The sequence below is a fragment of the Mycobacterium sp. ML4 genome (assembly GCF_054515735.1).
Map to the genome: position 1 here is coordinate 1 of NZ_JBTNSY010000049.1, position 16,950 is coordinate 16,950.

At 62.9% G+C, this 16,950-nt stretch carries 16 protein-coding genes; 10 read left to right on the forward strand and 6 right to left on the reverse strand.

The window, feature by feature from the left end; translation table 11 throughout:
* The 4 genes from ACX9NE_RS28530 to ACX9NE_RS28545 form a co-directional block, all read left to right on the forward strand.
* A partial coding sequence (locus ACX9NE_RS28530) for a thioesterase domain-containing protein (protein ID WP_459365107.1) occupies positions 1-953 on the forward strand: 953 nt, incomplete at its 5' end.
* Between the two features lie 83 nt (positions 954-1,036).
* Positions 1,037-1,720, forward strand: coding sequence for an ABC transporter ATP-binding protein (locus ACX9NE_RS28535; RefSeq protein WP_459365106.1), 684 nt, complete (start codon positions 1,037-1,039; stop codon positions 1,718-1,720).
* The gene (locus tag ACX9NE_RS28540; RefSeq protein ID WP_459365105.1) at positions 1,717-2,229 is read left to right on the forward strand and encodes a hypothetical protein; all 513 of its coding nucleotides are present in this window, start codon (positions 1,717-1,719) and stop codon (positions 2,227-2,229) included. The genes ACX9NE_RS28535 and ACX9NE_RS28540 overlap by 4 nt, the downstream gene beginning before the upstream one ends.
* 54 nt (positions 2,230-2,283) lie before the next feature.
* A complete protein-coding gene (locus ACX9NE_RS28545) occupies positions 2,284-4,047 on the forward strand; it encodes an ABC transporter permease (protein ID WP_459370941.1) in 1,764 nt (587 codons plus the stop codon).
* A 954-nt stretch (positions 4,048-5,001) separates the two neighbouring features.
* On the opposite strand, the gene ACX9NE_RS28550 is transcribed toward ACX9NE_RS28545, so the two are convergent.
* The 4 genes from ACX9NE_RS28550 to lpqS (ACX9NE_RS28565) form a co-directional block, all read right to left on the reverse strand.
* Positions 5,002-6,513 carry a multicopper oxidase family protein gene (locus ACX9NE_RS28550; protein ID WP_459365104.1) on the reverse strand — a complete coding sequence of 504 codons (1,512 nt, stop codon included), beginning with the start codon at positions 6,511-6,513 and terminating at the stop codon, positions 5,002-5,004.
* A gap of 169 nt (positions 6,514-6,682) precedes the next feature.
* Positions 6,683-7,984, reverse strand: coding sequence for an MFS transporter (locus tag ACX9NE_RS28555; protein WP_459365103.1), 1,302 nt, complete (start codon positions 7,982-7,984; stop codon positions 6,683-6,685).
* Positions 7,984-9,042, reverse strand: a complete 1,059-nt coding sequence (locus tag ACX9NE_RS28560) for a PLP-dependent cysteine synthase family protein (protein WP_459365102.1) — start codon at positions 9,040-9,042, stop codon at positions 7,984-7,986. The genes ACX9NE_RS28555 and ACX9NE_RS28560 overlap by 1 nt, the downstream gene beginning before the upstream one ends.
* A 213-nt stretch (positions 9,043-9,255) precedes the next feature.
* Positions 9,256-9,615, reverse strand: coding sequence for a putative copper homeostasis (lipo)protein LpqS (gene lpqS / locus ACX9NE_RS28565; protein WP_459365101.1), 360 nt, complete (start codon positions 9,613-9,615; stop codon positions 9,256-9,258).
* A 411-nt stretch (positions 9,616-10,026) separates the two neighbouring features.
* Here lpqS (ACX9NE_RS28565) and lpqS (ACX9NE_RS28570) point away from each other — a divergent pair, with 411 nt between their 5' ends.
* The 6 genes from lpqS (ACX9NE_RS28570) to ACX9NE_RS28595 all read left to right on the forward strand — a co-directional run bounded on the left by lpqS (ACX9NE_RS28570) (position 10,027) and on the right by ACX9NE_RS28595 (position 15,011).
* Entirely contained in the window at positions 10,027-10,476 is a 450-nt protein-coding gene (lpqS, locus tag ACX9NE_RS28570) for a putative copper homeostasis (lipo)protein LpqS (RefSeq protein ID WP_459365100.1), read from the forward strand.
* 498 nt (positions 10,477-10,974) lie between these two features.
* Positions 10,975-11,274, forward strand: a complete 300-nt coding sequence (locus ACX9NE_RS28575; protein ID WP_459365099.1) for a PE family protein — start codon at positions 10,975-10,977, stop codon at positions 11,272-11,274.
* A gap of 29 nt (positions 11,275-11,303) precedes the next feature.
* A complete protein-coding gene (locus ACX9NE_RS28580) occupies positions 11,304-12,458 on the forward strand; it encodes a PPE family protein (RefSeq protein ID WP_459365098.1) in 1,155 nt (384 codons plus the stop codon).
* Positions 12,459-12,621: 163 nt separating this feature from the next.
* On the forward strand, positions 12,622-13,104 hold the full coding sequence (gene lpqS / locus ACX9NE_RS28585; protein ID WP_459365097.1) for a putative copper homeostasis (lipo)protein LpqS: 483 nt from the start codon (positions 12,622-12,624) through the stop codon (positions 13,102-13,104).
* Positions 13,105-13,316: 212 nt separating this feature from the next.
* A complete protein-coding gene (locus ACX9NE_RS28590) occupies positions 13,317-14,396 on the forward strand; it encodes a PLP-dependent cysteine synthase family protein (protein ID WP_459365109.1) in 1,080 nt (359 codons plus the stop codon).
* A gap of 249 nt (positions 14,397-14,645) precedes the next feature.
* Positions 14,646-15,011 (forward strand): hypothetical protein, encoded by a 366-nt coding sequence (locus tag ACX9NE_RS28595; RefSeq protein ID WP_459365096.1) that lies wholly within the window; start codon positions 14,646-14,648, stop codon positions 15,009-15,011.
* 704 nt (positions 15,012-15,715) lie between these two features.
* On the opposite strand, the gene ACX9NE_RS28600 is transcribed toward ACX9NE_RS28595, so the two are convergent.
* Positions 15,716-16,174, reverse strand: coding sequence for a DUF4189 domain-containing protein (locus ACX9NE_RS28600; protein WP_459377750.1), 459 nt, complete (start codon positions 16,172-16,174; stop codon positions 15,716-15,718).
* 495 nt (positions 16,175-16,669) lie between these two features.
* On the reverse strand, positions 16,670-16,950 hold a 281-nt coding region (locus ACX9NE_RS28605), incomplete at its 5' end, for a hypothetical protein (RefSeq protein WP_459365095.1).

Consider the following 16,950-nt stretch of genomic DNA (forward strand, 5'->3'; position numbering starts at 1 on the left):
GTAGAAATACGATTTCTGTGCAGGAAGTCGTTCCGATTCAGACGCTGAAGGAGGGTACCGGCGTTCCGCTGTTCTGCATTCACCCCGGGGGTGGGGTGAGTTGGCCGTATCGGGCTCTTGGTAATTACCTGGGCTGTCCGATCCTTGGAATCCAACAAATCCTGCAGGGCGAAGAGGCTGAACCTCGGTCAATTCGCGATATGGCGAAAAACTATGCCGACAGGATCGAAGAGGTTTATCCTACCGGACCCTACAATCTTCTCGGCTGGTCTTTTGGAGGCGTCATCGCCCACGAACTCGCCATCGAACTGCAGCGCCGCGGATGTGTAATAGGCCGCCTTATCCTTCTCGACGCTGATCCCACTATCGACAAGACGCAGGATATTGGCGACTGGAGGAAGCAGATAGAGGTTTTGCGATTCTACGGTGTAGGTATTCCAGAACAAGATGAACCGCTTACCTACGAGCAAATAGAAGAACTAGTTCGCGAACCAGGCGCCGTAGCGTCTCCTCGTTACAAACAGTTATTCGATTTGTTCGTTCAAAACATCACCAGCGGTACGGCGTTGTATCGAAATCACGAACCGGATGTGTTCGATGGTGCCATGACCATATTTTCTGCGGTGCGGGGAAAGTGCGATCGGAGTTCTTATCTCGAGGAAAGTTGGCGACATTACGTTGCCGGCGATATCACCGTGTACTCAGTCGACTCTACGCATCAGGAGATGCTGACCACCGAATCGCTCAATATGTACGGCGAACAAATCAAACGTGCATTGATCCGAGTGGGATCCACCGACGTTGCCGGGCTCCTTGGCGGCCCCAGCCAGCCCGTTCCCAGAACGCAACCCGATGCCGGTCACCCGATCTGCACCGTCGGGAGGCATGTGCGCGACAACCGACATAAACGGGTGACGCAATCCTCGGGCGGGCGTCAGGACCGCGCGCTGTGAGCGAACACTTGCCATCGTCGGATGTCCCCCCGGCGGTTGAGGCTACCGTAGTCCCGGGGACTGTAGCGTTGCGGCTGGAGGCGGTGAGCCGACTCTATGGATCGGGACCGACAGCGGTCGAAGCGCTCAAGGATGTCAACCTCGAGATCTGGCCTGGTGAGTTCGTCGTAATACTGGGTCCGTCAGGTTCGGGCAAAACGACGCTGCTCAATCTCGTGGGCGGCATCGAAGCGCCCACCGGTGGACGCATCCTGGTGTCCGGCAATAACATTGCCACGCTGAACGCAAGGGATCGCACAACCTATCGACGGGACCAGGTCGGATTTGTGTTCCAGTTCTTCAATCTGGTGGCGACCCTGACCGCGCTGGAGAATGTCGAGATCATCGCCGAACTCGGCGGCGCGGATTGTGCTCAGCGCAGCCGCGAGGCGCTGGCGAAAGTCGACCTCGCTGATCTCGCCGACCGATTTCCCGGTCAGATGTCCGGTGGTCAGCAGCAACGCGTGGCGATTGCCCGCGCCATCGTCAAAGAGCCGCCGATGTTGCTGTGTGACGAACCGACCGGCAGCCTGGACTTGACCACAGGTAGGCAGGTCCTGGCGGTGCTCCGAGAGTTGACCCGGGCGGGCCGTCACACCGTCCTTTTGGTGACGCACAATTCCGCGATCGCCAGGATTGCCGATCGGGTGGTGTGGTTACGCTCCGGAAAGATTGCCCGTCAGGAGCAAATCGTTGCCCCGGTGCCGGCGCAGGACCTCGACTGGTGAACCGTATCCTGCTGCGCAAGGTGCGTCGGGATCTATGGCGGCAACGCTCGCAGTTCCTGGCCGCGGCGATCGTGATGGCCATTGGTGTGGCGGTCTTCGTAGGGGCAACAGATGCCTACGCCAATTTGGCGCAGTCATTTGACCGGGTGTATGCGACGCAACTGCTGCCGGATGTTGTGGTCAGCGGGCCCGGTGTGTTCGGGCTCGAGGAAGCTGCCCAAAAACTTCCCGGTCATCCCAGTATCGGGCTTCGCCAGCAGGCCGACGTAAGTATCCGCATCAATGGCCGCACGCTGTTCGGCCGCGCGGTCGGCGTGCCCGCTGCGACTCAACCCACGGTGTCGAAGTTGGCACTGCGATCCGGCGGCCTGCCGCCCCGTGCGTCGGTGCTAGTGGACGAGCACCTCTCCGGGCATTACGGCCTGCACCCGGGGAGCACCATCGAACTACTCGGAACGGCCGGCTGGCGCCCCGTGTCCGTTTCGGGGTCTGCGGTGTCCACAGAATAGTTGTGGCCGGCCCGCTCGCTGGCGGAAACCGTGACCACACCGGAGTATTTCGGCGTGGTGTTCGTGCCGGCACCCGATATGGCGCAGTTCGCGGCTCAGCCGGCAGATCAACTGTTGGCTTATGCACACGATCGCGATCAAGCATCGGCGTTGGTCACCGCTGCAACGGAATTGGCGCGCTCACACGATCTGGTGGTCACATCGCGCGAGGAGCTGCCGTCCTACAGTTTCTTGCGCGACGGGATGGGATCGGTACGCAACTTCGCACGACTGCTGCCGTGGGTGTTTCTGGTGGCAGCGGTGGTCGGGACGCATGTTCTCTTGTCTCGACTAGTTGCCGCGCAACGAGCGGTCATCGGTACGCTGTCAGCCAACGGACTGTCCGGCCGAACGATACTTAGCCACTATCTGACGTATGGTGTGGCCGTCGGTCTGGTGGGGGCCACGGCAGGGCTGATCGGCGGGTACGTTCTCGGCGGCTGGTACACCGGCCAATACGCCCGCGCGCTGGGATTGCCGCTACGGGCTACGTTGCTGTATCCCAGTAGTCTGATCATCGGAGCCGTGGCCAGCGCTGCAGCATCCGCACTGGCGGCGTGGGCCCCGGCGCGCGCCGCCTCGCGAATGAGCCCGGCGGAAGCGATGAGAATCTCGCCGCCCAGCGTACGCGGCGGCGTAAGCGTCGCGGAACGGCTGCTGCCGCCGCTGCGGCGTATACCTACACGCTGGCTAATGACGTTGCGCGGCATCACCCGCAACCGTCGCAGAACCATCCTCACCGTGGCCGGGGTGGTCAGTTCGGTATGCCTGGTGATGGTGTTCGCCGGGATGCGCGACACCGTCAATGGCGTGATTGACCGACAGTACGGAGAGGTCGAACTTCAAGACGCGCAAGTCACCACGGCCGTCGGCGCTGCCGATGCCGTCGCCGGTTCTTTACGAGCCGACCCCCAAGTTGCAGCCGCGGAAGCATTCACCCGGCTGGATGTGACGGTGCAGGGCCGCAACAACCGTTACGACACCCTGCTGATCGCCTTACCGCGGGCAACCCAGATGCACCGCTTCACATCGGGCCGATCTAGCCGCATCCTTCCCCCCGACGGTGTGTTGCTGGGCAAGGGTTTGGCGGCGCTCCTCGGCGTCGCCGTGGGCGACCGGATCGCAATAGCCAACGCCCAGAATGGAATCCGACTTGAGCAGCCAGTCGCCGGCTTCGTCGATGAGCCGATGAGCCCTGTCGTATATGTCGCATCCGAGCAAGTGCCTGCTCTCGCACCGTCGGGCGTATTGCTCAAGCTGGCCCCCGGCATCAACCAGGACGTGAAGGGCCACGATGTGATGAGGTTATCTGGCGTAGTCGCCTACGTGCCCACCGACTCGGTCTCCGCCACCATCCGCACGTCATTCTCGCTGTATAACGTGCTGGTTGCACTGACCTTGTTATCCGCTGCTGTGATGGCTGCGGCGCTGCTCTATAACGCGATGTCGGCCAACGTCAGTGAACGCACCGGTGAGCTGAGTACTTTGCAGGCCGCCGGAATGGATGCCCGACTACTCGGCCGACTGGTGGCGGCGGAGAACATGACGCTGGTTGTGATAGGTCTGCCGGTCGGTCTGATTGCCGGGGCGCGGCTCGCCGAGTGGTTCCTGTCTAACTATGTGACGCAGGGCTATCGATGGCACCTGATGATGCAGACCACGACTGCGCTTCTTGTCGCCGCTGGAGTTTTGGTTGGCTCACTTTTGACCCTGATCCCGGCGTTCCGTGTGATCGGACGCATGGACGTTGCGAGAGTGGTGCGCGAGCGCACGTTGTGAACAATCGCATGCTGGGCATGCCTCGCAGCCAGCTGTGTCAGGACGTAAGCGGTGCAAGGTTCCCCATTTGTGCTAGTCATATCCGTCATGTAGCGGGCGAATTCGACATAGCCATGGAGCATTTTTGTCGGACGCCCGGGAACTCGTCTGGACTAGCCGACTTTGGTTAGCGTAAATAATTGGTGGTGTTCAACGATGTAGCAGTTCGGTGGGCTATGTGGGAAATCCACTTTGCCGGAGGGCGTAAAGTGCACTTCCCCCTTGAGCGTCACAGGGTCCCACCACTGTACTACGCTTACCGGATGGGATCCGCCATCCCATAAGCTGTCAGCCATTTGGTACAACGGACACTCAAGACCATCTGGGATGGTCCGCGAATTGACATATCGGCCGTCTACAAATGGGGCGTCAAAACTCCGTCCCAGAGCAGTTGTCACGTGCGCGATGCAGGCTGGGTTGCAAGTCGTACTGACGGTCCACGTCCCCGTGCCGCCATCTTCGTCGGCGTAAAGATAGACACCGTCCATTGATGGAGGTTCCGAATTGGCCTGCGGTGCAGCCGCGCCAAGCCCTGCTCCGAATAGCAGCGCAATAGCTGCGGCGGAGGCCTTCATTTTCATGCGGGTTCCGTTCTCTTGTTTTTCATGCTACCGCACTTGCCATTAGTCGGACTTCTGACCACGTACGCATCTCGCGGACTACCGGATGGGCGCATCATTGAGTTGCAAAACTTACATTAAGTAATAGGCGTACTTTACGGGAGCCTATCATGCTGGCGTCGTCCCAAGTAGATTATCATGGTGGTGTGAGAGAGCAACTGTATTTCGACGTGCCAATCGCGTGAGAGTATTTGTGAACAACGGTATGCCTAGAACGCCTGATATTCAGATTTTGTACACCGGCGATTAACTGTCTTGGAAGGCGCTTGCGACGTCATCTGCACAATCAGCTGTGTCAGGTCGAGTACGCGGTGTAGTTGAGAACGGTCATCATGCCTGCTTCCAGGTGGTAGCCGTGATGACAGTGGATCATCCAGTTGCCTGGGTTATCGGCGATCAGCACAGCATTCAGTTTCTGGTTGGGCAACACGATGACGGTGTCTTTGCGGGCGCCCAGCTGGCCGTTGGGTTTGATCACCTGGAACGTGTGACCGTGCAGGTGCATGGGGTGGTACATCATCGTCGAGTTGGTGAAGGCCAGGGTAGCTCGCTGGTTCTGTTTGACGGTCACCGGCGGACTGTCCGGGTAAGGCTTACCGTTGATCGCCCAGTCATACTTCGCCATGGAGCCGGTGAGTTCCAGGGCCAGGCTCACATCCGATTGCACTGACCCCAAGCTGGCGGACGGCGGGGCGGTGAACGTGTCGACAGTGCCGACTCGGCCGTTGAGCTCGGGCGGGCGGAAGTTGACATCTGGTGGGTTGCCGCCGGCGGTCTTCAGCAGTGCGCGCCCCGGTGTCGCCGGTTTACCTTCAGGCACCGCGACCAGCGGGAAGACCCCGTCCCTGGCGGTGACGGTGACGTCATAGCGTTCGGCCATGCCGACCAGCAAAGCGTCGGTATCGGTCGGCACGACCGGGAAACCATCAGTGTGGGTGACCGTCATGACGTGGCCTGCCAAGGCCACGCGGAAGGCGGTGTCGGCACCGGCGTTGATGATTCGGATGCGAATGCGCTGGCCCGGTTTGGAATTAAAGGTGGTCGGCGCGGCCGCAATCCGCCCGTTGACCAGGTAGTACGGGTAGTTGATGTCACCGGAATCGCCGCCCAGCAACGGAGCGCTACCCACCGCGGACATTCCGGGCATCTCCTGCTGACTCGGCCCCTGAGCCGGCATCCGAGAGCCTTTGAGCTCATCAAATATCTGTTGAGGGTTTCTCCCGATGCCGTCGGTCCAGTCGTCGAGCACGACAATCCATTCGGCGTCGTAGCGCCCGGGGTCCGCGGGGTCGTCGATGATTACCGGCAGGTAGAGCCCGTAGTCGGTCTGCATTCCGACGTGGGGGTGGGCCCAGTAGGTGCCGGGGTGCGGCGACGAGAACCGGTAGGTGAAGTCGCTGTTGGCGCCGATATTGGGGGTGCCCGGGAAGACACCGTCCATGTCGTTGCGCAGGGCGATGCCGTGCCAGTGCACCGAGGTGGCGTCGCTGAGCCGGTTCCTGACCGTGACGGCCAGTTCGTCACCGACATTGGCGCGGATCAGCGGGCCCGGCAGGGCGTCGCCGTAGGCCAGTGTGGCCGCGATCGGACCGCCCAGGTCGATGGTCGCCGGTTGAGCGGTCAACGTGGTCGTGACGATCCGTCCGGTGTGCGGACGGGTCTTTTCGGTCGCAGTGATGGCCTGTTGCAGGTTCGGTGCGGGATCGCTTCGCCCACATGCCCCGAGGGCCAGCCCGGCCGTGCCGGCAATCGACGCGGTGACGAACGTACGCCGGTTGAGTAGGACATCATTCCGCGCTGCTCGCATCACCATGCCTTCGTTGACTTCCCCTGTGTGGCGGGTCTGCTGCCGCGGGGTGATTCGTCTGACATTGCCGATTTCCCCAGCGATGGGCGGGGCGTCATGATGTGTTCATTGCGATGTCTGCTGAAGCGCTGGTTACCTGATCCCCGGGATGAACCGACCAGCGTCGCGTTCACGATTGTTCCCGCTGGAGGTCGGGCGATTGCCGAGCACCGGCAAGGCTGGTCGCGGATGGTTCGGCTGCTCGGGGCTGTAAGTGATGGTTGCGGTCGAGGATGCGCAAAGCCAGAGCCGCGAAGACACCGATGGCGAAGAGCCCGGCCCAAACCAGTTCATCGGCTCCTGCCTGCCGCGCTGCACCCATTGCCCAACCGGTAGCCAAGTTGCCGGCAAGGATTCCCACCCCGACGATGGTGTTGTAGAACCCGTAATGAGTCGCCACGAGCCGGCCTCCGGCGAGTGCCATGACGGTGTCCATCTCGAACGGGAAGACCGCCGCCGAGCCGACGGCGAGCATAGCGGCTGTCAGCAGCAGCGCGGTGACAGCCGCAAAGATCCCGAGCCGAGAATTGTCGGGGATAAGTACCAGCGGTAAGAACGAGGCCGCCAGGGTGGCCAGCCCGATGGCCAGGCTGCGCCCCGGGCCCCACCGTGCGGCGAACCAGCGGGTGATGCGCAGCTGTCCGGCTACCGCCACTAAGCCTGAAACGACGAAAATCGCTGCCACTAAAGGTGTTTGGTAGCGCTTAGTCAAAAGCGCTGCCTGTAGCGGCAGGGCGAGATAGACCTGGAAGGACAACACGTAGGAGCCGATCATCGCCACGGCGAACAGCAGGAAGGACCGGTTGCCGACGACGACTCGCCAGTCATCGAGGATCGATGTTTTTTCCGGTGCCGGATCGGCGCTGTGCTGCGGCAGCGCCAGCAACTGTGCCACTGTCAGTACCGCGAAGATGGCGGCCGCGCCTGCCGCGGTGACGCGGAAATCGATGGCTACCAACAGAACTCCGACCAGTGGGCCCAGTAGGATCCCAGCCTGGTAGAAGATGTTGAACACCGCGAACGCCTCCACGCGGCGCTCATGTGAATCGGCGGCCAGGTAGGCGCGCACCGCGGGGTTGAACAACGCTCCGGCAAAGCCAGTGGCAGCCGAGGCGATCAATACGACCGGCAACGAGTGAGCAAAGATCAGCAACGCGAAGCCGCCCGTGCGGAGCAGACAGCCGGCCACGATCAACGGCTTATAGCCGATCCGGTCTGCCAGCGTGCCGCCTACTATGAACATGCCTTGTTGGGAAAAGTTGCGGACACCCAACACCAGCCCGACAGCCCACCCCGCCAGCCCGAGTGGGCCGGCGAGGTAGGCCGCCAGGTACGGCATCAACATGTAGAAACCCAGGTTGATGCCGAACTGATTAATCATCAGCATCCGGCTGGGCCGGTCGAAGCTGCGAAATTGCGCCAGCAATTCCATTACTTCATCGCTCCGGTGGGATCCACCACGGTGGCGCACCGGGTCCATGACTGCACGACCTGCTGATCGGGGCGGTCGATGACAGCCGGCTCCTCGGGCGGTAGTTGCTCGAGGAGGCCGTGCTCGCGGCAGTAGTCGTCGTTGTAGATGGTGTCGAAATAGCGTTGCGGACCGTCGGGGAAGACCGCGGCGATGGTGGTATCGGCGGACATGGTGCGTGCGGCCCAACCGGCGACCAAACCGACGGCCCCCACGCTCCAGCCTCCGCTGGCGTGGTGGGTGGCCGCGAGGGCGCGCGCCGCCCATACGGCCTCGGCGGGTGCCACCCAGTGCACCTCGTCAAACGCCGCGTAGTCGACGTTGCGGGGGTAGATGCTCGATCCCAGGCCCCTCATCAATCGGGTGGCAGCGGGTTGGCCGAAGATCGTCGAGCCTATAGTGTCCACCCCGATAACTTGCAGTTCGGGATTTGCCTGGCGCAGCACCCGTGCCACACCAGCGGAATGCCCACCGGTACCGACCGAGCACACCAGCACATCAATGCGACCGAGCTGGTCGAGCAGCTCAAGGGCCAGCGGCCGGTAGGCGTCGACGTTTTCGGGGTTGTTGTACTGGTTGGGGCACCACGCCTCAGGGTCCGCGGCGAGCAGCTGCGCGATGCGGTCTTTGCGGGCCTGTTGCCATCCGCCGACCGGGTGGGGCTCGGTGACCAGGTCAACCTCGGCGCCGTAGGCGCGCAACAGGTTCTGCACGATCGGTTCCATGCCCGGGTCGGTGACCACCGTGACCGGGTGCCGATACACCATGCCGGCCAGTGCGAGCCCCAAGCCTAGCGATCCGCTGGTGGATTCCACGATGCGGGCGCCTGGGCGCAATTCGCCACGGGCACGGGCGCGCTCAACCATGTGCACTGCGGGCCGGTCTTTCATACTGCCGCCGGGATTAAAGCCCTCCAGTTTGGCCCAAAAGCCGCGGTCGGCGGCAGTCAGCGGCTCCGAGATCCGCAATACCGGGGTGTTGCCCACCAGTCCGGCCGGTTGACGGTGGCTCCCCGCCACGGGCGGGCACTGTGCGGGGTTGAGTGGCCGGTTCACCAACGCCAGTGACCGGGGACTGCACGACAAACGAGATTCCAGAGAGTTCGAAGAACGAGCAGGGTTGTTGTTCATGCGATCGTCGCTTTCTAGCGTGAGGCTGCGGGCGCAGCCGTTTACAGAGGGAGCGGCCACCGGCCGTCGTGACAATGCACAGACGGGCCTGGCGCTACCCAGTCAGCGACGAGAAGAGCACAACCGCGTCAAGAGTTCCTGACCGGTCAAGGCAGCGGCGAGCCCTCGCGGCGGACCCCGCCCGCCTGATATCACGTGCCGCCGCAACAACTCGACTGCGGACACGGACGCCACCAGCACGCTCAACGCCGCCACCGTGGTGACGGGCGCGTTGGGCAGCACGGCGGTCATGAATGATTCGTGATGGGCAACCGAAGGGTTTTCTATGTGCGCGTGGTTGCTGTTGACCGTGAACTCGCCACCCAGCGAACTCACCAAAGCATGCGCTGGATGGGATACGGCAGGCTCATGCCGCACCTCGGCGTGTCCGAGAACAAGGACCCACACCCCGACCGCGGTCACCGCAGCAGCTAGTGCCACGGTCAGTTGCGACCACGGCCTTTGGCGTGCCTGTGTTCCGCTCACAATAATTTGAGGGTAGCAGCGCGCCCTGTGCATTGCTGACGGCTGGCGGCCATGCAGGAACGCACCATCCGTCCGCGCCGACAAGTACCCCATACCCCCTGAGGGTACAGGCGGGTGGGGCCTCTGGCAAGGGGCGGCAAGGTCACGAAAAGGCCGTCGAACATCCTGCGGCGCATGGCGCGCTGCGTCCGGGGACATCGGCGCCGACAGGCCACCGACCCCTGAGCGTGACCGCGCGGTGTTGTCGGCCGCGCAACAGGTCAGGCGTGCTGAACGGCGCGTATCTCCGCCCGAATTTTGGCTGAACTTGTCGTAAGCTAGCCACTCCATGGTGTACCCTCGGAGGGTATGAGGAGCACCCGATTGTCGCCGGATGGCCGGCGTGTCGGAGCGGGCGGACCGCCACGATTGCGTTTCGCTGTCGTCGTGGCCGCCGCAGTCGCGGCATTGGCGATCGTTGGCCACTGCGTACCGGTGCGCGCCACTGCTTCACCGTCGTCACCGCCGCAGCACCCATCGGTGGCCTCGCTTCCTATAGCAGTTCATGCCAGCGCTGATCAGTCGCAGCTTGCGCAGGAGCGACCGACCTGCAAGGCGTCCAGGGTGTTGGCAATTGCAGCGATACCCGAGGTGTCAGTGACCGCGCTGGTCGTCCTGGGCGTGGGCCTGGCGGCGCTGGCGGCTGGGGGGCGGCTGACGCGGCCTGTGGCACCGGCCGGGCGCAGCCCTCCGCACGCACGTGTTTCTATCCTCTCCGGTCAAGACCTTCTGAATCGGTTCTGCCTGGCTCGTCGCTGACTGGGCAGCGTCAGGCCCTGGTGTTTGTTCACCACGGCTGGTGACAGCTGCTCATGTCCATTTCTGCGCGGTAGTCGCGCCCTGATTTAAGCCGATTGATGTGAGTTATCCGCTGTTCGATGACTTATCCTCACGTATAACTGCGTCTGAGCTACCTGGTTGCTCGCGGCCACGCGGCGGAGGGCGTTGCGATGTCGTCCGTCGAGGCCGAGTCCGACTTCGCCGAGCCACATCCGGGCCTGACCCACGCCGGTCCCCGACGTCCCTGACCGCCGGCCTCTTCCCGGTGCCCGACCGGCGGGGAACGATCGCCGGCGGCCCCGGTGATTCACACTTTCACGCACCAGGACGGCGGTTGCGGGCGCGCCGGTCACGCTCAGATGAGCGTGCGGATAACTGCTGCTCGTCCGAAGACCCGTACCTGCTCAGGTCCGTCCGCGCACTTGGGAAGCGAATGCATGTCGGCCGCGGAGCCCAACTGTTCAAAGGAGACCACACATGTCGTTTGTGACAACACACCCGGAAGCACTGGCGTCGGCGGCCGGCGATTTGCAGACCATCGGCGCGGTGATCGAAGCCGGAACAGCGGCGGTCGCGGTCCCGACGACCGCAGTGCTTCCGGCGGCCGCTGACGAAGTTTCGGTGTTGACGGCGGCCCAGTTCGCCGCGCACGCGCAGTTGTACCAAGCAGTGGCTGCCCAGGCCACAGCGATTCACGACCACTTCGTCGCCGCCCTGGCGACTAGTGCTGGGTCCTATGCCGCCACCGAAGCAGCCAACGCGGCCGCGACCGGCTGACGTTGGCTAATAGCTGAAGGGATATGCGAATGGATTTCGGGGCACTCCCACCGGAAGTCAATTCGGTCAGGATGTATTCGGGCCCCGGCTCGGGGCCGATGTTGGCCGCCGCGACTGGCTGGGATGAGCTGGCCGTCGAAATGAGTTCAGCGGCAACATCTTACGCGGCAGTTATAGCGCAATTGACTGCCCTGTCCTGGTACGGTCCGGCGGCGACCTGGATGGCGTCGGCAGCCGCGCCTTATGTGACGTGGATGAGCATGACCGCCACCGCGGCAGAGCAGGCGGCCGACCAGGCACGTGCCGCAGCCGCCGCGTATGCAGCGGCGTTTGCGGCGACCGTGCCGCCGCCGGTGGTTGCGGCCAATCGCAGCTTGTTGATCACCCTGATTGCGACAAACGTCTTCGGGCAGAACACGCCGGCGATCGCGGCCACCGAGGCCCAGTACGCGGAAATGTGGGCTCAAGATGCTATGGCTATGTATGGGTATGCCGGCTCGTCAGCGGCCGCGTCGACTTTGACGCCTTTCGCCCCGCCGCAGCAGGTCATCAATCCGAGCGGATTGGCTGCGCAGGGTGCGGCTGTCGCCCAGGCGGTGGGCGGTTCCGTGGCAACCGACACACAGGCCGCCCTCACACAGCTGACGTCGTCCTTGCCCACCGTGTTGCAGGGACTGGCTTCACCCCTGTCATCGAGTTCGCTTCCCTCGGTCCTGAGTGCGATAAACCCGGAACTGTCAACGATCAGTTCAACCGCGTGGATCGCCAGCGCCGGCCTGTCAACCGGGGAGAAGCTCAAGGGCCTGATCCCGGCGGCCACCAGCGCGCTCGCACCAGCAGTTGCCGAAGGGTTGGCTACTGGGCCACTCGGATCAGGCTTGGCCGGTTTGGCAAGCTTTAGCGGCGCCGGCACGGCGGTGTCTGCGGGTGCGGGGCGGGCGGGATTGGTCGGGTCGTTATCGGTGCCGCAGAGTTGGACGGCCACCCTGCCGGCCAAGGCGGCCGCTGCGCTGACGGGCACCAACCTCGGTGCCGCTCCGGCCGCTAACGCTGGCGTCCCGAGCAGCATGTTGGGGGGACTCCCGTTGGCAGGTGCAGGAGAGCGCGGTGTATCCGGGATTGTCCCCGACACCCGGTTCCTGGAACGCCCCCCCATGGTGCCTCGGTGGTCAAACCTGGTATAGCGGAAGACCCCGTCTCTGACACCCGCCAGAGCCGCGGTTGCGTGAGTCTGATGTGCCAACAGGAGCGATAAGACAAGCGAACCGTGATCAACGGCGATTGAATCGGCGAAGTAAAGTCGCGCCCAGTTGCTGAGGTAGCAATGGACGCCTACCCTCTAGGGGTATGAGGTGTGTGCGAGAACGGACGACGCCGTTTCCACGCACCTTCCTACCGGCAGCCCGCTCTGAAGGGCGGACAACAGGCGACGCACTGAGGCGACCGAGATGGCGATCGATTACCGCCGCGATTACAGCCATGTTCTTGCTTCTGCTGGTGGGGCACTCCGCACTGCTGCATCCAGAGAGCCATCCCCGTCACCACTCCCATGCGTTTCTGTCTTCGGTGGGCGCGGAATTCGCTATCAACGTCGATCATCCCCACCTTTTCAACGGATCGTTGACCGCCTGTCATGACGTGGCGGCGTCAGCGGTGTTGCCGCGAATCGCCACCACCCTGGTGGAACTCGGCGTGGCGGCAGCGGTGGTCACGACTCTCTCCGCGCTGTCCCGCCGCGTTGCGTCGTCCGGACGGGGTCCGCCGCACGTGGTGCCGCGAGCCCTCGCCGGTCGAGATCTCCTGACACTGTTCTGCTTAACTCGTCGCTGACCGCTCAGCGTCAGGTCGTGGCGCCATGCGCACGGCGACCGGTGATCGCTGACCGACGTCAATGCCGCCTCTTTGCGGCGCACCTGCGAAAGCGACGATCCATGAACATTCCCTTGTGCACAGCAATCAATGAGTCCTTCGAGCCGTCCAGCGGCCCTGCAGAACCGCACCTTTGCTGTGGCGCGACGACGTCGCGGACCGGACGGCATCTCATTTCGGCTGCTCACGCCGGCGCCGCTGGTAAACATCGCGAACCCGCCAACCTGGTGGGCAATACGCCGGTGCTGTGGATTTCTGACGTCTTCGGCACCGATGACCGCGGCTTTTGGGCCAAGCTAGAAGGCGCCAATCCCGGCGGGATGAAAGATCGCCCCGCTTTGCATATGGTCGAATGCGCTCGGGCTCGCGGCGAACTGCACCCGGGCGCACAAATTGTCGAATCTACCAGTGGCACACTCGGATTGGGTCTGGCGTTGGCCGGCCAAGTATACGGACATCCGGTGACTTTGGTTACCGATCCCGGCATGGAACCGATCGTGCAGCAGATGTTGGCCGCTTACGGGGTGCGCATCGACATCGTCACCGAACCGCATCCTCGCGGGGGGTGGCAGCAGGCCCGTAACGCGCGGGTGGCCCAGCTCTTGGACGCAGATCCGCACGCCTGGAATCCCGACCAATACAACAACCCTGACAACGTAGACAGCTACCAGTCGCTGGCGCTGGAACTGCTGAATCAACTTGGTAGCGTCGATGTCCTCGTGTGCTCGGTAGGTACCGGAGGCCACTCGGCAGGCGTTGCCCGCGTGCTGCGCAATGCCAACCCCGAGCTGGAGTTGATCGGTGTGGACACCATCGGCTCGACAATCTTCGGGCAACCGGCCGCCGCCAAGCGGTTGATGCGGGGTTTGGGATCGAGTATCTATCCCCGCAACGTCGACTACCCGGCGTTCGCCGAGGCTCACTGGGTGGCCCCCGCAGAAGCGGTGTGGGCATGCCGCACGCTGGCAAGAACCTACTACACCAGCGGGGGATGGAGTGTCGGGGCTGTGGCATTGGTCGCCGGCTGGGCCGCTCGCACCCACCGTCCCGGCACAATGATTGCCGCCATCTTTCCCGATGGTCCGCTGCGCTATTTCGACACCATCTACAACGACGACTACTGCCGCGCACACGATTTGCTCCTTGCAGCCCCGCCGAGCCAACCCGCGGTCATCGATGACCCGACTGATCAGGCGGTGGGGTCCTGGACACGCTGCACCAGGGTGGTCGATCCAACCCTGATCAGGCAGTGAGCGTTTCTCGATGCGCATCAGTTCACCGAAGGCGTTGGCGAGCGCCGACCGGATCCACGATGAGGTGGTTGAGGTGTCAGCGAGAAACCGCAGCGAGGTCGCGGCCATGCGGCGGCAGTTCCGTTGTCCCACATGCGGACGTCGCTAAGTTTCTGACCGGCGACTTGGAGGCCTCTTCGTCTCCGAACACCACGGTAGAAGCCTATCGGGTGATCGAGGCGGAGAAGGCCACCTACACTGGTTAAGCGGATGTGCGAGCTGCTGGAGGTGTCGTGCTCGGGGTACTACAAGTGGCGCAAATCCCGCGAGCGCGGGCCGACCCCGACACAGCAGCGGCGCGCCGAGTTGGATGCCAAGGTCGCGAAGTTCCACGCGGAGTCCGACGCCGTGTACGGTGCCACCCGCATCCTGGTCGATCTACGCGATGACGGTGAGCACGGCTGCTCACGTCGGGTAATCGGCTGGGCCATCGACGATTACCTGCATACCGATCTGGTCCAGGCCGCTCCGGAGATGGCCATGGCGATGCGCGGCGAGCTCGCTGAGCAGGTCATGTTGCACGCGGATCACGGCTGCCAGGTACACCTCAGCACAGCTCGCGCGGTTCGCCTCTGAGCACAACCTAGCCCGCTCGGTTGGCCGCACCACGGTGTTGGGACAACGCCCAGCAGGAATAGTTCTGGGCCACAATGAAAGGCGAGTTCTAACGATACCTGCGGACGAAAGACGGCAGCAAAGCTGGCCGTCGGTCAACGGTATTCCGCTATCGAAGCGACCGTTTTGCACGGCGGCTTCGCCTGGCGGCCTCAGATGTTCAGCTTTGGCCGCTCGGCGTCGACCGCCCGCTGAACCGGCGTTTGGATTCTGGCTGCGGTGCGCGCGGGCCGGCAAGCCCTTCCTTAATGCCCTCACTGATCTCGGGAACGTCAAGCCGATGCCCGGGCCCCTGGGAAGGACACGAGCAACTGAGTCCGCTGAAGGGGTTGTCCGGGTCGGCAGCAACCGGGGCGGCTGCACCGATTGCGACACCCACGGAGGCCATTAAGGCGATGAAGTGCTGCAGGCGTCTGCCATGGACGGCCATCGCGGCCTACCGCATCCTTGGGCGCTGAAATAGATAAGACAAATGCGCGCCGCCACCCTGGCCCATCGTGGCAGAGCGGCGGATTTCCGCTGCTATGCGCAGTACCGCCCAACGACACATCGTCTGCCATACCATATACCTGTATGGCATAGCAGTCCACATGCTGGTGGCCCACGCGTGGCCGCGTGAACGATGGTTTAGGCCACAGGACTTTCGTGCTCGGTCCGCAGTGCACTCAGTTGCATACCCAGCTCACGATTGTCCCACCGCCAAGCCTGTTCAAGGCGTCGGATTCCGCCGCTGAACGGGACAAGCCTGTTCCACCCCGGTAATTCACGCCGTCGGAAGCGACGGCGCCGCACAAATTGAAGCTGATGACGACACGGCAGTCCGCGTCGTTGCAGCGGTCCACTGCGACCTGTTGCGCTTGCGCCTTAGTGGGGTAACCCTGCGCTGTACCCCAAGCGCCGCTCGGGGCATAGGCGATCGCACCATAGCGCATCACATGCGGCACGGGCATTTCCGGCCTCATGCCCATCTCGGACATCGCGGCGTTATCGAGATTGGCGCTTACCTGCGGAACTAGCGGAAGAGCTATGGCCATCAGTCCTGCTGTGGCACCTACACTCGCGACTGTTAACGCGACTCGATGACTTCGCTTGTGTGTCATTGTTATGGTTCCTTTCTGGTTCATCGTTGATTGGTGATCTGCCTCGGTTTCAGGTGAAGAGAACTACTGAGACCAAGTAATCTGAGCGCCCAGTCTTCTGGCGGCTCAGGGATGGTGCGGTTCTGATGCCGGTGGCGGCATCGTCGTTCGCCGGGGCTCGTTCGACTCCCCGGGTCCCATACCTGCGCTGGATCCCATCATCGGGCAGCTGCTGCTCGCACCGCCGGGGCCGGATGTCTGGTGCCTGGCGCTCGGGCCATTCGTGGCGCGGGCCAAGAAGAACCCGGCAAAAAACAGCAGGGCTACGACAAGAACGACACCGGCGGTGGTGCCTACGATCACCCAAGCGTGGGCTAGTGGACTCGGCGTATCGGGTTGATGCGCGCAGCTGGACTGCTCTGTTGCCGTGCGCGGTTCGTCGTACCCTGATGACTGCGTCATGGTCGGAAGTGTATGGCGAGATACCCCTCGGGGGTAGTGACTAAAGTCCTTCAAGACCAGGATTGCTCACCAAATCGGCTAACCGGTCATCCCGATCAGCCGTTGGGTCCGGCACCGCCGCTGATGGTGCTGATCGACATAGCCTGCCTTCCGTCGCTCCGTATGCGGGACCGTGTAGGAGTGTGCGCTATCGAACAGGCTGGGCAGCCGGTCATTCCTGTTGTTCGGCGTGATCTTGCTCGGTTCCCGTGTGGTGTCTTTGCAAAGTGTCTCGCCGCTGCAAAAAGCGTCAATCCTGTGCCCGCACCAGTTCGCTTTATCCTCCGCGGGTTTGATGTACAAGGTGTGCTCAAACCCAG